This window comes from Arthrobacter pascens, from assembly GCF_030815585.1.
Lineage (GTDB): Bacteria > Actinomycetota > Actinomycetes > Actinomycetales > Micrococcaceae > Arthrobacter > Arthrobacter pascens_A.
In genome coordinates this window covers 4,421,902-4,438,083 of the sequence record NZ_JAUSWY010000001.1, presented here as the reverse complement: position 1 = coordinate 4,438,083, position 16,182 = coordinate 4,421,902, and the positions used below count along the sequence as shown (strand labels likewise).

The window sequence follows — 16,182 nt, the reverse complement described above, 5'->3', positions numbered from 1 at the left end:
CCGACGGGGGCTACTGGCCGCCGCGGCGGATGGGCTGCGCGGTGTTTACGGTGTGGATGGCGCGCAGGAGCTTTGCCGGGAAGTAGACCGAGAAGAACACCACCATGGGTGCCTTGAGGGCCATCTTCTTGACGTTATGCGCCTTGTACGTGCGGTCGAAGCGTGTCACGTAGTAACGGTAGTCCCGGGGTGAGTCCTCGAGCCGGCGCGCCGACATGCCGGACACCATCTGCGGCCAGTACTGGACTTTGAGCTCGTGGTCGGCGAGATGCAGCGAGAGGTCGATGTCCTCGTGCATCTCGTCCTTTTCATCCCGGCAGGTTTCGTCCCGGATGGTTTTCCAGGCTGAGGCACGCAGCGCCATGTTGGAGCCGAACAGGAAGTGGTACTGGTGCTTGGCGAGTTTCAGCATCAGCTGGCGCATCTTGTCATCGGCCTTTAAACCGAACCGCCGCATGGGCATGTCGTAGTAGACCACTGGGCCGGTAGCCGCCTGTACGGACTGGTCCAGGAACGCCTTCTGCACCTGCTCAACCCAGTCGGGCTCCACGACGGAATCCGCATCGATGCGTCCGAGGACGTCTCCAGTGGCATGGTTCAGGCCGAAGTTCCTGGTCGGAATGAGGCCCTGTGCCTGGTCCTGGCTCAGCAGGATGATGGGACTTTCGGGATACTCCAGCTGCATCTGCTGGACGATGGCTGCAGTACGGTCCGTGGACAGGTTGTCCACCACGATGATCTCGTGGGCCGGAACAGACTGATAGATGGCAGCAATCAGACACTGCCGGATCACGCTCTCCTCGTTGTAAGCCGGAATAACAATGGACACGCGGGGCAGCTCGGCTGCGTCGTTCAAGGCATCCCCAGAGGATTTATCGGCTGACATCAGTTCAAATTTAGCACCGATCGGCGGCCGCCCGGCCGCCGACAGGGGCAAAGGCTGGGTAAATACTGGGAAACGACCGAAGGGGCCCGCCATAAGCGGAGCCCCTTCGATGTACCGGCCTTCGGCGGCCTGCGCCTACTAGCTGATGTTCTTGTCCGCGGTTCCGTTCATGTTGGACGCAATGTTCTTCATGGCGGTCTTGGCATCCGGGGAAGCTTTCGCTGCCGCTTCAGAGGAATCGTCCGCTACGTGCTTGGCCTTGTCCGCGTCATCCGCGGTGTCCTTGGTCTCTTCCGCAACATCTTCGGCTGCGCCGGAGGCTGCCTCGGCAGCCGCAGCTGCGGAAGCTTCAGCGGCGCCGGCTTCCTCTGCCGCCGAATCCTGAGTCTCGTTCACGGCGGTGGCAGGAACCGGGGCCGGGGTGGTCTGAACGGGAGACGGCGTCTTCCAAGGGTCTTCGACGGGCTTGGAAGCCTTCCAGGCAGCAACCGCGGCTGCCACGGCGGCCGCGATCACGCCAAACACCAGCCAGCCGCGCTTCTTGGGCTTCTCCGGCTGGGCCAGCTGGACGCCCACTGCCTTACCTGCTTCAGCGGCAGCAGCCTTGATGTGGGTGCCGGTCGTCTGCGCCTGCTCTTGGAGGGCGTGCACGATCCCGACGTCGCTGAGCTTCTGCGCAACGGCATCCACGTGCGCCGGGGTGCTTTCCAGGGTGCGGTGCACGGCGTCGGACGCGTGCCCGATCTGGTCCGAGAGGCGCGGAAGGTATTCCACCACCACGCGGTCCCGTGCGTTCTGGATCACGGGAGTGGCCTTGTCCAGTGCCTCGTGGAGGCGGGGTGTGGCGCCTTCAACGGCGTCGTGGATCTTGGGGGCGAGGTGGGCGAGCCCGTCCTGGATGCGCGGCGTGACTGTTGCGACGCCGTCGGCAAGGTTGTGGGCCGCGGTCTTGAGCCCTTCCTGGATTTTGGGAGACGCGGTATCCAGCCCCTGCTGCAAACGGGGAACTGCCCAGTCCACTGCTGCTTCTACGCGGGGGGCGGCCCAATCCTTGGCATTCTCTACTGCGCTGTTCACTGACTGCTCAAGGTCACGGGCAATACGATCCGATTTCTTCACAACTACCTCCCAATTAATGTGACGGTTCTGTTGTTAGCCTACGTGGATTGGCCCCCACCGGCTATTCTCCCCGCGGAATTCCGGCCGATTTCACCCAGCGCGGAACTGCAGTTCCAGCCGCCTCCGCGTTGACCCGCCGTGGAAGAATGGGCTTTATGACTGCCATCGCAACTGCAAAAGCAACCATTCACACCAGCCTCGGCGACATCGTCGTGAACCTCTTCGGCAACCACGCGCCCAAGACGGTCAAGAATTTCGTCGGCCTCGCCACAGGCGAGCAGGCCTGGACCCACCCGGAGACCGGCGAGGACAAGACGGGAACGCCGCTGTACGACGGCACCATCTTCCACCGCATCATCAAGGATTTCATGATCCAGGCCGGCGATCCCCTGGGCCGCGGCGTGGGCGGACCGGGCTACAAGTTCGACGACGAGATCCACCCTGAGCTCAGCTTCAACCAGCCGTACAAACTGGCCATGGCCAACGCCGGCATCCAGATGGGCAAGGGCACCAACGGCTCGCAATTCTTTATCACCACCATCCCCACGGACTGGCTGCAGGGCAAGCACAGCATCTTTGGCGAGGTGGCCGACGACGAATCCAAGAAGGTCGTCGACGCCATCGAAGGCGTCCGCACCGGCATGGGCGACCGTCCGGTTGAGGATGTCACCATCAACAGCATCGACATCGAACAGCTTTAATTCCCTCGCATGAGTTACGGAATCCCGTCGGCGGAGCCGTCCGCACAGGTCCCGGTCTGCCCCAGGCACCCGGACCGGCCCTCCTACGTGCGCTGCCAGCGCTGCGGGCGTCCAGCCTGCCCGGACTGCCAGCGGGCGGCCGCCGTCGGGTTCCAGTGCGTTGACTGTGTCAACGAAACAAAACGCACGACGCCGGGAGTCCGGACCGTCTACGGCGGCGCCGTGGCAACGGGCAGGCCACTGGTGACCTTCGGCATCATCGCGGTCTGTGCGCTGATGTACGTCCTGCAATGGGTGATACCCGGCGGCGCCGTCTACGAACAGTTCGCCTACAACAACGTGTTCGCCACGCCTGAATACGGCGTTTTCGAACCGTGGCGCATGCTGACCGCGGCTTTCCTCCATTCGCCCGATTCCATCCTGCACATCGTGCTGAACATGTACACGCTGTGGATCTTCGGGCAGGCCCTCGAACCACTGTTGGGACGGGTGCGTTTCCTTGCCCTCTACCTGATTTCCGCCGTCGGCGGCTCGGTGGGCTATCTGCTGCTCAACCCGCTTCTCGTTCCCGGTCAGCAGCTTGCTGGAGTGGTGGGCGCCTCCGGTGCCATCTTCGGGCTTTTCGGGGCAATGCTCCTGGTCCAGCGGCACCGTGGCGGCGACACCCGACAGCTGTGGGTACTGATCGCCATCAATGGTGTGATCGGGTTCCTCATTCCGCAGATCGCCTGGCAGGCGCATCTGGGCGGACTTATCACTGGCGGGCTCTGTGCAGCCGTGATCGCCTACACTCCGCGAGGTCCGCGGCAGGGCTTGGTGCAGGCCGCCGGCCTGGTAGCCGTTGCGGCACTGCTCATCGTCGTGAGCTGGGTCCGGGTCACCGCCGGCTGAGTACTCGATGCCCTGATGGACCACCCTGGGCGGGCAGGCCGCGCTGTCCTCGGTCATGGCCTGAACCTGCCACTGGCAACCGGTCCGTTCGGCTTATGGAGCCGGGGCCCAGGGTTGCACATGCACTCGTATTCAGACCGTGCCGGGATTTGTGGCTTTACCGTCGAGCCATAATTGGTCGGAAGGGTCACTGTGGGTACCGCCGGACCCGACATGCTTGTCATCGATTTTTGGGCCGTTTTTGATGACGTGGACGAGTGCCATCCCATGGCCCCGTCCCAGTCCGTAGTCCTGTTTCAACCAGTCAGTGATCGTTCCCGCTTTTGTGGCGGGATCATGATAACCCCGCTCGCGGGCCAGGTTGACCAGCTCCCGTGGAGTGAGCCCGGTCTTGTCTTCTATCTTGTCGAGGTAAGCCTGGAATGACATTGTGGTTTCCTTTCGGTTCTCAGTTTGTTGTCTGCCCATTCGCCGAGGGTCGGTCCGCCCCCGGTGGATACTTCCATTCCTGGATGATATGCGGTGAGGCGTGCATACACATCAGGACGAGCTTTGAGGCCCCGCCATTTTCGAAGCGGTGCCAGATCCCAGGTGCCACCACGATGGTGCCGCCGCTACCGGCGGTGCAGTCTGTGTCATCAAGGGTGAATCGGACTGTCCCTTCAAGGACCGTCCACGTTTCGCTATAGGGGTGCCGGTGCAGGTCCGGTCCTTCGCCGGGATTGTTGGTCACCAGGAAGAAGGAGATGCCGGACCCGTAGGTCTGACCTTCAAAACGCAAGGTATCGCTGCCGGCGATACGGAGACTGGCCGATCCAACAACAGATGGTGGTGACGCTGTCCCTGTTTCGATGAATGTGCTCCTTTGACTGGTTCGCGACGGAGATTCCGTGAGAACGGTCTGCGAAAAGACTCTGCCGTGCGCTGTGTCAGCCCACCCTAAGCGTCCCTCCGAATTCATCTCCGGGACACAAGCATCCCAGACGCGCGGAATTGAACAAGGTCGGCGCGGCCAAAACAAAGTTATCCACAGGGGATATCCACATTGTTGGTAACTTACACTGCTGTAGTTCGATAACTTCTATGAACGCAGCCCACTGGCGGCGGGCTCCGTCCAGGAAAGCCACGGTTGATTTTCCACAATTGTGGATAACACCTGGGGATGCCCCTGTGGTTAAGTGGATAATTCCCGGATTTTGGGGCCGCCTGTGGACATCGACGCGCCTTCCGCCCCGCCTAGCACTGCACGCTGATGCTTAGCGCAGGATTTCCACAGGTTATTCACAGTGTTAATAACTTACAAACATGTAGTTCGGAATCGCGTGAAGCTGCGCTGGCACCGTCATCGGCGCCAGGTCCACCATCGTGTGGATTGTTGTCCACAACTGTGGATAACTTGTGGGTAGCGGAGTGTTAGCAAGTGGAAAACCCGGCCTGTTGGTTCGTGCTCATGGTCAGCGCCTGCATTGGCTACCACGCCTTGGCTCAGGTCCTTGAGAACCTACAGCCGGCTTACACAGGAGCAGCACAGGAAACGCTTAAGTCCCTCATATTCTGTGGAGCCAGCGTTGGACCATGATGATCACAGACCAGGTCACAGGGCACAGGCTGCGCCACATCGCGCCTGGTATTCCCGTGCCGCTCCCCGCTCTGCGTCGCTCCCGGGTGGACACGCGGTCGGCCACGCCCGTGCTGGACGTGACGATCCCGGTGTTCAACGAGGAGAAGGATTTGGAGGAATGCCTGCGCCGGCTTCACGGCTACCTCCAGGAGTACTTCCCGCATCCGTTCCGGATTACCGTGGCGGACAACGCGAGCACGGATGGGACCCTGACCATCGCAGAGCGGGTAGCACGTGAGGTTCCGGAGGTCGCCGTGGTCCATTTGGCTGAGAAGGGCCGGGGAAACGCTCTGCGAAGGGTCTGGCTTGCGTCCGACGCACCAGTGCTGGCCTACATGGACGTGGACCTGTCCACGGATCTGGCGGCCCTGGCGCCCTTGCTGGCCCCGTTGATCTCCGGCCATTCGGACCTTGCCATCGGCACGCGGCTCACACGCTCGTCCCGCGTCATCCGGAGGCCCAAGCGCGAATTCATTTCACGCAGCTACAACCTCCTGCTGCGCTCCGTCATGGGCGCCCGTTTTACGGACGCGCAGTGCGGCTTCAAGGCCATCCGCGCGGACGTAGCACGCCGAATCCTTCCCTACACACAGGACAACGAGTGGTTCTTCGATACTGAACTGCTGGTACTCGCCGAGCGCTGCGGCCTGCGCGTCCACGAAGTCCCGGTGGACTGGATCGATGACCCCGACTCCAGCGTCGACATTGTCCAGACCGCCCTCGCGGACTTGCGCGGCATGGCACGCCTGACCGGGGATCTGGTCTCCGGACGCATCCCGGTCCCCGAACTCCGGGCCGCCCTTGCCCGTGGGCCGCTCCCTGCGGGCGCCCGCGACACCGAGCAGAACCGCCGCAATAGCCTCCTCGGCCAACTCGTCCGGTTCGGCACGATCGGCATCGTCTCCACGCTGGCGTATCTGCTGCTGTTCCTGGCCTGCCGCGGCTTCATGGACCCCCAGCTGGCCAACTTCCTCGCCCTCCTGTCCACCGCCGTCGCCAACACTGCAGCCAACCGGCGCTTCACCTTCGGAATCCAGGGCGGCAGCTACGCTGCCCGGCACCACTTCGAAGGGCTGATTGTCTTCGGGCTGGGTCTCGGGCTCACGTCAGCTGCGCTTGCCCTCGTGCACAGTACGACGACGCCGGGCCGCTGGGCCGAACTGGCCACTGTCACGGCGGCCAACCTCGCCGCTACCGCGCTGAAATTCCTGCTCTTCCGGCTGTGGGTGTTCCGCCACCCGAGGCCGCCCGCTGTCCCCGACGGCCGCGCCCCGAAAAGCGGCCCCGCTGAGTTCGCTTCCACCATCGCTTCTACCGAACCACCCACCACAGCGACCCTGTCGCCCCTGACCGACAAGGCCATCTCATGACCTCCACCTTGAACCCCGGCCAGAACCTGCAGGACCCGGAACAGGGCAGCACATCCCAGGGAACCTTGAAACGAACCGCTTCCGTGGCCGGCACACGGCACGGATTCACGGCCGCTGCGGCGGCGCATTCGCACGGGGTCCGGGCAGCGCACACCCTCCGGGGCGGTTGGTCCAGGCTGCACAGCCGGGGATGGAAGGGTCTCGCTTTCGGTGACCAGCCGCGCTGGGTCCGCCCGTCCGCCGCGGGCCTCCTGGTGGCCACAGCGTTCCTCTACCTTTGGAACCTTGCCGCCAGCGGCTATGCCAATAGCTTCTACGCGGCGGCCATCCAGGCCGGCACCAAGGACTGGACCGCCCTGCTCTTCGGCTCGTTGGATGCCGGCAACGCCATTACCGTCGACAAACCCCCGGCCGCGCTGTGGATTCCAGCCCTCGCCGGCCGGGTCTTCGGCTTCTCGGCCACCAGCATGCTGGTGCCCGAGGCCCTCATGGGTGTGGCCGCCGTCGGAGTCCTGTACCTCACTGTGAAGCGGGTCTCCGGGCCGGCCGCCGGTTTGCTGGCTGGCGGCGCCCTGGCGCTGACACCGGTGGCGGCGCTGATGTTCCGCTTCAACAATCCCGACGCCATGCTCACGCTTTGCCTGGTGCTGGCCGCTTACCTCACCACGCGCGCCATCGAGAAGGCCGGCTGGAAATGGCTGGCCGCCGCCGGCGTGGTGGTGGGCCTGGCGTTCCTGAGCAAGATGCTGCAGGGTTTCCTGATTGTGCCCGGCCTGGCCTTGGCCTATCTGTGGGCAGCTCCCACAACCCTCGGCAAGCGGTTCGTTCACCTGCTGGGCGCCGCGGCCGGGATCCTGGTGGTGGCCGGCAGCTACATTGCCCTATTCCAGCTCACTCCCGCGTCTGCCCGGCCGTACATGGCCGGGTCCGAGGGAAACAGTTTCCTGGAGCTGACCTTCGGGTACAACGGCCTGGGCCGCATCACCGGTTCCGGCGAAGGCGGTGCCGGCGGCGGTATGCCCGGAGGAGGCGCTGGCGGGGGGATAGCCGGCGGCAACGCCGGGTTCGGCGGCCAGGCTGGAATCGGCCGCCTGTTCGGTACCAGCTTCGGAAGTGAAGTCTCCTGGCTGCTCCCCGCGTCGCTGCTCCTGCTCGCGGCCGGACTGTGGTTCACGCGCCGGGAGGTCCGCAGCTCGGCCAGGCGGGCCGCCTTCATCCTGTGGGGCGGCTGGCTCCTCGTCACGGCCGCGATCTTCAGCTTCATGGGCGGCATTGTGCACCCGTACTACACAGTGGCCCTGGCCCCCAGCATTGCGGCCATCGTCGGAATCGGCGGGGCCGAGCTCTGGCGCCGCCGGAGCCATTGGCCAGCCAGGATCGTACTGGCCGCCGCCGTACTCGGGACCGGGCTCTGGTCCGCAGTGTTGCTGGGCAGGGACGCATCCTGGCTGCCGTGGATCCGGATAGCTGTCGTGGTCCTTTCCGTCCTCGCCACGACGGCGGTGCTGCTCAGGGCAGATCGGCTTCGGCTCGGCGCCGGCCGGCTCCGGCGCACGGCCGCCGCGGCGGTCGTCGTCGTGTCACTGCTGGCAGGCGGCCTGGGCGCTGCTGCGTGGACGCTGGCGACGGCCGCGACAGCGCACTCGGGTTCCATCCCGACGTCGGGCCCGTCCGGTTCGGCGATGGGCGGCTTCGGCGGAGTCGGTGCTGGCAACCCGGCAGCCCGCGGCGGCCGCACCGCTGACGGCGCGAGGAGCGGCGGCACGCCGGGTGCCACGGGACCCGGTGCCCGCACGGACGCCAGCCGTGGCACCGCTGACGGGAGTGCGGCGCCCCAGGCGTCAGGCGGCATGGCCGGACCCGGCGGCATGGGCGGTGAAAGCGCTAACAACAGCGAACTCAATGCACTGCTCACTTCCAGCGGCACCAAGTGGTCAGCCATTGTCTCCGGCGCCACCCAGGCGGCCAATCTGGAACTCGCCACCGGGACCAGCGTGATCGCGCTGGGCGGCTGGAACGGCGGCGATCCCTATCCCACCCTGGCCCAGTTCGAGGAGATGGTGGCCAATGGGCAGATCGGATACTTCATTGCCGGCGGCAGTATGGGTGGCGGGGATATGGGTGGGGGCCGTGGAAGCAACTCCGAGGTCGCAGCGTGGGTCGCAGCCAACTTCACGGCCCAGACCGTCGGCAACACCACCGTTTACAAGTTGAGCCACTAGCAGCCATGTCAGCGTTTGCCATTTCCGGGCGGGACTCAACAGTGCAAAGCCAGCCGGAGCAGGGCACCGGGCAGGGTTCCGCTGTTGGGCGGCTGGGAGCCATTAGGCACCGGCTGGAGCTGGGCGCCGTACTCCTGGCCACTACGGCCCTGTACCTGTGGAACCTGGGTGCTTCCGGCTGGGCCAATCCGTTCTATTCGGCTGCGGCGCAGGCAGGCTCACAGGATTGGACCGCGTGGTTCTTCGGCTCCTCGGATGCCGCCAACTCCATCACGGTGGACAAGCCGCCCGCGTCCCTCTGGATCATGGGGTTGTCGGTGCGGCTGTTCGGACTGAACGCGTGGAGCATCCTTGTCCCTGAGGCCCTGATGGGCGTTGCCACTGCCTGGATCCTGTACCTCGCCGTGCGCCGGGCGGCGGCACCCGCCACAAGGAACAGCACGCTTGCCCACAGGGCGGGCCTCGTGGCAGCCGCCGTGCTGGCCGTTACGCCAGTGGCTACGCTCATGTTCCGTTTCAACAACCCGGACGCCCTACTGGTCCTTCTCATGACAGCTGCCGCCTACGGCGTGATCCGGTCCATCCAGGAAGATCGGCTGCGGTGGCTCCTTCTGGCGGGCGTTTTCATCGGTCTTGGCTTTCTGGCGAAGCAGCTGCAGGTCCTTCTAGTGGTCCCCGGATTCGCGTTCGCCTACCTGCTGGCCGCCAGGCCCGGGCTGGGCCGCCGGCTGCTGCACCTGCTCACTGCCGGTGCCGCCGTCGTTGTCTCTGCCGGCTGGTGGCCGGCGGTCGTCGAGCTGACCCCTGCGGCGCTGCGGCCCTATATCGGCGGCTCGCAGAACAACTCGATCCTGGAGCTGACTCTTGGCTACAACGGGCTGGGCCGGCTGAACGGCGACGAGACCGGAAGCGTTGGAGGCAACAATGGCTGGGGCACGCCGGGCCTTTTCCGGATGTTCAACAGTGAGTTCGGCGGGCAGATTGCGTGGCTGATCCCGTCGGCGCTGGTGTTGGGGGCAGCCCTGCTGTGGATCGGCCGGCAGGCAGTGCGCACGGATGGCGTCCGGGCATCGGTGGTGGTCTGGGGTTGCTGGGTGCTGCTGACCGCGCTGACCTTCAGCTTCATGGCGGGCATCATCCATCCGTACTACGCGGTGGCCCTGGCGCCGGGCATCTCCGGTCTCACCGGACTTGGAGCGGCCCTGCTGTGGGAGCGGCGCTCACAGACCGTCGCGGCCCTTTTCCTGGCCGCTGCCGTGACAGCCGCCGGTCTCACGGCCTACGGGCTGCTTGGGCAAACACCGACCTTCATGCCTTGGCTAAGGTGGGTGGTCCTGGCGTTGTCCTTGCTGGCGTCCGTTCTGGTGGCGGTGGCTTCCCGCACCGGCATCAAATCTCTGTGGCGTGTGACGGCGGCACTCGCCGTCGCCGCCTCCCTCGCCGGACCCCTGGCGTACTCGCTGTCCACTGCGGCCACGACGCACAGCGGCGCCATCGTCAGTGCAGGCCCCTCGGCAGCTCTTGTCCCGGGCGGAACGGGCCGTGCGGGCTTCGGCAGGCTGCAGCAGAACGCGCCGCCTCCGAACCACCGGCAAAACACGCAGGGCAGTGGCTGGCAAGGGGCAGGCGGGATGGGCGGACTGCTGGGCGCCAGCACCCCCTCCGCCGGGTTGGTGACCGCGCTGAAGGCCGGTGCGGCCCGCTACACGTGGGCGGCAGCGGCGGTCGGCTCCAACAGCGCCGCCGGCTACCAACTGGCCACCGAACTGCCGGTCATGGCCGTGGGAGGCTTCAATGGAACCGATCCCTCACCCACACTGGAGCAGTTCCGGCAGCTCGTGGCCGAGGGTAAGATCCACTACTTCATCGCCGGCCAGATCATGAGCGGCGACAGCGGCTCGGAGGCCGCCACGGAAATCGCAGCCTGGGTGAAATCGGCCTTCGCACCCAGCACAATCGGCGGCACGACAGTCTACGATCTGTCACAGTAGAAGCTTCCCAGCCAGAAGGAACCCATGAGCGCCACCACCGAGCACATCTTCCTCGACAAGCAGCACCCAGCCATGTGGCGGGCCCTGAACGGCCTGGGACTCAAAGCCAGGGAGGCCGCCGATGCGGCCGGAATCGACCGGAAGACCGTTGAACTGCTCTATGTGCGGATCTCCCAGATCAACGGCTGCGCCTACTGCTTGGACATGCACGTGAGGGACGCCGTGGAAAGCGGTGAGACCCCGCAGCGCCTCGCCGTCCTGGCGGCCTGGCGCGACACGGCACTCTTCACTGACAAGGAGCGGGCTGCCCTTGCGCTGGCGGAAAACATTACGGAGTTGCCAGGCCACCCGACCCAGGACCACGAGGAGGGGTATGCGCGGGAACACCTCAGTGCGGATGAGTTTTCGGTTGTCAGCTGGCTGGCCATCACCATAAACGCCTTCAACCGCGTGTCCATCACCAGCCACCATCCGGTCCGCCGCGACCGGTAACCGCCTAAGGCCGGGTACTGACACTGAGGGACGAAGGACATTATCCACAGGAAATCCACACTGTTAATATCGGGCTCCGGGTAGTCTCTTTTTGATCGAAGGGCGTTCCGCGGCACCGGGGCAGTCCTGGCCTTCCCGGGAGTGAGCAGTTATGCACAATTGTGGACAACTTTTCCAACAGCTGGGGAGAACTTTCTCGCAAGCTAACCCTCGGTTGCGGGCCACACCCCTGATGAGCCGCGCCGGTGGCTGTCCACCAGATGCGTGTCGATCATGCCGATGGCCTCCATGAGCGCGAACATGGTGGTGGGTCCCACAAAGGAGAACCCCTCTTTCCTCAGGGCTTTGGACAGAGCCACCGACTCCGGGGACTGCGTGGGGACATCTGCGTGGGTTACGGGCTGCGGCGTTGCCATTGGCTGAAACTGCCACACGAACTCCACCAGGCCGCCTTTGTCCCGCAGCGCTACAGTTGCCCGCGCGTTGGCGATCGCCGCGCGAATCTTGAGCCGGTTGCGGATGATGCCGGGATCCTGGAGCAGGCGCTCCACGTCTGCCTCGGTAAAAGCGGCGACGGCGTCAGGCTGGAAGTCGTGGAACGCCGCCTGGAAGGACGGGCGCTTGCGCAGGATGGTGGCCCAGGACAGTCCGGCCTGGAAGCCTTCCAGGCTGATGCGTTCGTAGAGGCCTTGCTCATCCCGGACAGGAAGGCCCCACTCGGTGTCGTAGTACTCACGCAGGAGCGGATCAACAGACGCCCACGGCGGGCGGGCCAGTCCGTCGTCGCCTACAATCGTGCCGTCACCGCCGGGGGTCATACGCCGCCGCTAGGAACGCCAGCGGGTGGTCATCAGGAAGCCGATGATGGCAATGCCGAAACCGGCCACGATGTTCCATGACTCCCAGGCCCGGACGGGAAGCTGGCCTTCGCTGATGTAGAAAGTGATGATCCAGAGAAGGCCGAGGATCATCAGGCCGAACATTACGGGCTTGAACCAGATGGGATTTGGCTTGTATGCCTGCGTAGCCGAACCTGGCTGGGCGGCGCTGGAAGTCTTCTTGCGTGGCTTTGACTCGGGCACGTGCTCTCCTTGGCGGGCTGAGGCAAGCTCGGCGACCCGGGCTTGATATCCTGCAAGAAGGAAATTGCCAGCGGTCTGCGCGATCTTGGTCAAATCTGGATTCTTACTAGCAGCCAATTCTAGCCGTAGTTACAGGGCCTACCAACGCCCATGGCCCGCCCCGGAGGAGAACGCGTGGTATTGCAGGAGAAGGCGAGGTCCGCCGCTGCGCCGGCTCCCGGCGTCGTCATTCTGCGCGGGACCGTTCAGGTACTGGGCGAGCTGCTCATCACCGCGGGTATCGTGCTGCTGCTTTTTGTAGCCTGGCAGCTGTGGTGGACCAACGTGGAATCGGACGCCAAGCAGAGCCAGGTCATCAAAGAATTCGCCCAGGGCTTCGGCGGCGCGCCACCAGCCACTCCAGACCCGGCAGGCACACCTGCCGCTCCTGTGGACTACGGCGCCCCGGCGGTTACCGCAGCGCCAGGGCACGGCGGCACCATCGGCATCATGTACATTCCGCGGTTCGGCGGAAATTACACCCGGCCCATCGTCCAGGGGACCAGCGGGGATGTGCTGGACACGCTGGGACTGGGCCACTACAGCACCACGGCCATGCCTGGAGCCGTGGGGAACTTCGCCGTTGCCGGCCACCGGCAGACTCATGGCGCTGTCCTGGACAATATCCACCTTCTGGTCCCGGGCGACAAAATCTACGTCCAGACCAAGGACGGCTACTACATCTACGTCTTCCGGAACAACCAAATAGTGTTGCCGTCCAGGACCGATGTGCTGGAGCCCGTCCCCACCCGACCGGGCGTCACTCCCACGGAGAGCTTTCTCACCATGACCAGCTGCAATCCCCGCTTCGGTTCGCAGGAACGCATCATCGCCTACGCGCTGCTGGAGAGTTGGCGGCCTGCCTCCGCGGGACCGCCGGCTGAAATTGCCGCCCAGGTTGCCGCAGCGATTGGGAAAGGCTGACCATGTACGGCTGGATCTTCCGCCACCTTCCGGGCCCCCTCTGGCTCCGCATCCTCACCTCGCTGGTGCTGATAGCCGCGGCGCTGGTATTGATGGTTCAGTTCCTTTTCCCCTGGATGTCCCAGTTCACCCAATTCACCGACTCAACGATTGGTTCCATAAGTCAGCCATGACCACAACTAAGATCCTCGTCATAGACAACTACGACAGCTTTGTCTATACCCTGGTGGGCTACCTCCAGGAGCTCGGCGCCGAGACCACCGTGGTGCGCAATGACGACGTGACGCTCGCTGAGGCCATCGAGATGGCCGGCACCCGCGATGGCATCCTCATCTCACCCGGTCCGGGTAACCCCGCGGAGGCCGGCGTGTGCATCGAACTGATCAAGTGGTGCGGCGGGAACAACAAGCCGATGTTCGGTGTCTGCCTGGGCCACCAGGCACTGGCCGAGGCCTATGGCGGCAAAGTGACCCACGCCCCGGAGCTGATGCACGGCAAAACGTCGCTGGTGGAGCACAGCGGCACCAGCGTTTTTGTCGGCCTCCCCTCCCCCGTCACCGCCACCCGCTACCATTCGCTGGCGGCGGTCCGGGAGACAATCCCGGATGTCCTGGAGATCACGGCGGAAACGTCCTCCGGCGTGGTGATGGGCCTGCAGCACCGCACTGCGCCGTTGTGCGGCGTGCAGTTCCATCCGGAGTCCGTGTTGACCGAGGGCGGCTACCAGATGCTGGGTAACTGGCTGGAGTCGCTGGGGATGGCCGGAGCGGCTTCTCGGGCTGCCAAGCTGAGCCCGCTCATCCAGCACTGACGGCCGCATCCAGCACTGACGGCCGCCGGCGTTTCTCTGCGGGGATCTGCCCTGAGAGGCCCGTCTTTCCTCTTAGGAGCCGAGGAGCTTCTTGGTGGGAGTCGGCGTCGGGGTGGGAGACGGCGTTGGTGGTGGCGGCGGCTCCTTCGCCACCACAATGTTGATCGTCTTGCCCTGCTCGACGGCGGTGTTGACGGGGTCGCTCTGATCCGTCACCCTGCCCGCCTCCACTTGGGAGTTCTCTACTTCCTGGACGTTGGGCACCAGGCCCAGCTCCTTGAGCGCGGCCTCAGCTTCAGCCCGCGGGCGGCCACGGAGCTCAGGCATGGCCACCTTGCCGGTGGAAACCACGATCTCCACCGTGCTTCCGGGAACCACCATCTGCCCAGGCGCGGGACTGGTGGTGATTACTCTGCCCGAAGGCACGGTGGCACTGTTGGCCATGGTGGTTGACTGGGCACCCACCAGGCCGCTTTGGCGCAGGACATCGCGGGCGGCAGCCTCTGTCTGGCCGGGCAGGTTCTCCGGAATCTTGACCACGCTTGGGCCCTCGGAGATGTTCAGCACCACCTCGGAATTGGGATCCAGTGAGGCACCGGCTGCGGGATCCGTGCCGATGGCTGTCCCCTTGGGCACTGTTTCATGCTGCGTGCGTTTGATCTGCGGGCGCAGGTTGGCGCCATACAGCTCCTGCAGCGCCGCAGATTCCGTCATGGAGGCCACCGCCGGGATTTCCACCTTGGGAGCGGCAGGAGCCGGCCGGTTCACGATGGTGTAGACCCACAGTCCGCCACCGGTCAGGACCAGCAGGGTGAATATCACCAGAGTTGTGATCCAGGCACGACGCCGTGACTGCTGCCTCGGCGTCCGCTCACGTTCCGGCGGGAGGTCCAGGGGAAGTTCGTCCGCCTCCGAGGGCTCATACGCCGCAGCCGAGTGGGCAGGCAGCCTTTCTCCGACACCCACGGTATTGCCGGTCATGCGCAGCCTGCCGGTGGGCGCATCATCCAGGAAGCTGGCACCGGTAAAAGCGAACGCTTCCGTTGCGGGCGTGCGCTCCGGCGTCGGGACGTGGTCGTTCGGATCGGTAGGGGCTTCCGCAGCCGCCAGCTCCGGGACCGGTACGCCTGCCCGGGCGGCGCGCAGGGCACGCCGGAAAGCCGCGGCATCCTGGAAACGGTCCGCACGGTTTTTCTGGAGCGCCTTGGCCAGGACACTGTCCAAGGCCTCGGAAATCTCCGGATTCACGCTGCTGGCCGGTTCCGGAATTTCACGGACGTGCTGGTACGCGACAGACACAGGGCTGTCGCCCACGAACGGCGGACGGGCCGTAAGCATTTCGTAGAGCAGGCATGCGGCCGAATACAGGTCGCTGCGGGCATCGACGGTTTCACCCCGGGCCTGCTCAGGCGAGAGGTACTGCGCTGTTCCCACCACTGCCTGCGTCTGCGTCATGGTGGCCGAGGAATCCGCCATGGCCCGGGCAATCCCGAAGTCCATGACCTTCACCGAGTTGGACGCCTCACAGTACATCACGTTGGCTGGTTTGATGTCCCGGTGCACAATACCGGCCTTGTGGCTGTACTCAAGGGCTGAGAGGACGCCCAGGCAGAAATCGATCGCCTGGTCGATGCTGACTTCCTTGGCCCGGATAAGGTCCCGGAGGGTCTTGCCTTCGACGAACTCCATCACAATATAGGGCACCCGGACGCTGTCCTCCGAACCGTCAGGAACGGTGTGCTCGCCCGTGTCATAGATGGCCACGATGGATGGGTGGTTCAGCGCCGCAACGGACTGGGCCTCGCGCTTGAAGCGGGCCTGGAACTGCGGATCCCGGGCCATATCGGGGCGCAGCAGCTTGACGGCAACGGTGCGGCCCAGCCGGGCATCCACTCCCCGGTGAACGTCCGCCATGCCGCCACGGCCAATGAGACCGCCAAGTTCGTAGCGCCCGCTGAGGACACGCTGGTTATCCACCGGGAGGCTGTCCTCCCGGTGCGACGGGGTACGAGGCGAGTCATTCATAGGTAATC

General features: G+C 64.8%; 15 protein-coding genes. 8 read left to right on the top strand and 7 right to left on the bottom strand.

What is annotated here, in order from left to right; translation table 11 throughout:
• Nucleotides 1-10 precede the first annotated feature (10 nt).
• Nucleotides 11-886 (bottom strand): glycosyltransferase, encoded by an 876-nt coding sequence (locus QFZ30_RS20560; protein ID WP_307079464.1) that lies wholly within the window; start codon nucleotides 884-886, stop codon nucleotides 11-13.
• Between the two features lie 138 nt (nucleotides 887-1,024).
• Nucleotides 1,025-2,005, bottom strand: coding sequence for a hypothetical protein (locus QFZ30_RS20555; RefSeq protein ID WP_307079462.1), 981 nt, complete (start codon nucleotides 2,003-2,005; stop codon nucleotides 1,025-1,027).
• Nucleotides 2,006-2,160: 155 nt separating this feature from the next.
• Here QFZ30_RS20555 and QFZ30_RS20550 point away from each other — a divergent pair, with 155 nt between their 5' ends.
• Both QFZ30_RS20550 and QFZ30_RS20545 read left to right on the top strand, forming a co-directional pair.
• Nucleotides 2,161-2,706, top strand: a complete 546-nt coding sequence (locus QFZ30_RS20550) for a peptidylprolyl isomerase (protein ID WP_307079460.1) — start codon at nucleotides 2,161-2,163, stop codon at nucleotides 2,704-2,706.
• A 9-nt stretch (nucleotides 2,707-2,715) separates the two neighbouring features.
• Complete coding sequence (locus QFZ30_RS20545; protein ID WP_307079458.1) at nucleotides 2,716-3,597, top strand: rhomboid family intramembrane serine protease; 882 nt, start codon at nucleotides 2,716-2,718, stop codon at nucleotides 3,595-3,597.
• A 132-nt stretch (nucleotides 3,598-3,729) separates the two neighbouring features.
• On the opposite strand, the gene QFZ30_RS20540 is transcribed toward QFZ30_RS20545, so the two are convergent.
• Nucleotides 3,730-4,026: a DUF4287 domain-containing protein gene (locus QFZ30_RS20540; protein WP_307079456.1), complete on the bottom strand. Its 297-nt coding sequence runs from the start codon at nucleotides 4,024-4,026 to the stop codon at nucleotides 3,730-3,732.
• 19 nt (nucleotides 4,027-4,045) lie between these two features.
• Nucleotides 4,046-4,378, bottom strand: a complete 333-nt coding sequence (locus QFZ30_RS20535) for a cupin domain-containing protein (RefSeq protein WP_307079454.1) — start codon at nucleotides 4,376-4,378, stop codon at nucleotides 4,046-4,048.
• A 794-nt stretch (nucleotides 4,379-5,172) separates the two neighbouring features.
• Here QFZ30_RS20535 and QFZ30_RS20530 point away from each other — a divergent pair.
• From QFZ30_RS20530 to QFZ30_RS20515, 4 genes are read left to right on the top strand one after another with little or no spacing between them, the layout of a single operon-like run.
• Nucleotides 5,173-6,588, top strand: a complete 1,416-nt coding sequence (locus QFZ30_RS20530; protein ID WP_307079452.1) for a bifunctional glycosyltransferase family 2/GtrA family protein — start codon at nucleotides 5,173-5,175, stop codon at nucleotides 6,586-6,588.
• Nucleotides 6,585-8,810 (top strand): glycosyltransferase family 39 protein, encoded by a 2,226-nt coding sequence (locus tag QFZ30_RS20525; RefSeq protein ID WP_307079450.1) that lies wholly within the window; start codon nucleotides 6,585-6,587, stop codon nucleotides 8,808-8,810. The genes QFZ30_RS20530 and QFZ30_RS20525 overlap by 4 nt, the downstream gene beginning before the upstream one ends.
• 5 nt (nucleotides 8,811-8,815) lie before the next feature.
• A complete protein-coding gene (locus tag QFZ30_RS20520) occupies nucleotides 8,816-10,801 on the top strand; it encodes an ArnT family glycosyltransferase (protein WP_307079448.1) in 1,986 nt (661 codons plus the stop codon).
• 24 nt (nucleotides 10,802-10,825) lie between these two features.
• Complete coding sequence (locus QFZ30_RS20515) at nucleotides 10,826-11,293, top strand: carboxymuconolactone decarboxylase family protein (RefSeq protein ID WP_307079446.1); 468 nt, start codon at nucleotides 10,826-10,828, stop codon at nucleotides 11,291-11,293.
• 203 nt (nucleotides 11,294-11,496) lie between these two features.
• Here QFZ30_RS20515 and QFZ30_RS20510 read toward each other — a convergent pair whose 3' ends face one another.
• Nucleotides 11,497-12,111 (bottom strand): DNA-3-methyladenine glycosylase I, encoded by a 615-nt coding sequence (locus QFZ30_RS20510; RefSeq protein ID WP_307079443.1) that lies wholly within the window; start codon nucleotides 12,109-12,111, stop codon nucleotides 11,497-11,499.
• A gap of 9 nt (nucleotides 12,112-12,120) precedes the next feature.
• The gene (locus QFZ30_RS20505) at nucleotides 12,121-12,375 is read right to left on the bottom strand and encodes a cell division protein CrgA (protein WP_307079441.1); all 255 of its coding nucleotides are present in this window, start codon (nucleotides 12,373-12,375) and stop codon (nucleotides 12,121-12,123) included.
• A gap of 174 nt (nucleotides 12,376-12,549) precedes the next feature.
• Between QFZ30_RS20505 and QFZ30_RS20500 the strand changes: the two genes are divergently transcribed.
• Together QFZ30_RS20500 and QFZ30_RS20495 are read left to right on the top strand one after the other, a co-directional pair.
• The gene (locus QFZ30_RS20500) at nucleotides 12,550-13,338 is read left to right on the top strand and encodes a class E sortase (RefSeq protein ID WP_307079439.1); all 789 of its coding nucleotides are present in this window, start codon (nucleotides 12,550-12,552) and stop codon (nucleotides 13,336-13,338) included.
• Nucleotides 13,339-13,507: 169 nt separating this feature from the next.
• Nucleotides 13,508-14,149 carry an anthranilate synthase component II gene (locus QFZ30_RS20495; protein ID WP_307079437.1) on the top strand — a complete coding sequence of 214 codons (642 nt, stop codon included), beginning with the start codon at nucleotides 13,508-13,510 and terminating at the stop codon, nucleotides 14,147-14,149.
• A 72-nt stretch (nucleotides 14,150-14,221) separates the two neighbouring features.
• On the opposite strand, the gene pknB is transcribed toward QFZ30_RS20495, so the two are convergent.
• Nucleotides 14,222-16,174, bottom strand: coding sequence for a Stk1 family PASTA domain-containing Ser/Thr kinase (gene pknB, locus QFZ30_RS20490; RefSeq protein ID WP_307079434.1), 1,953 nt, complete (start codon nucleotides 16,172-16,174; stop codon nucleotides 14,222-14,224).
• Nucleotides 16,175-16,182: the final 8 nt, after the last annotated feature.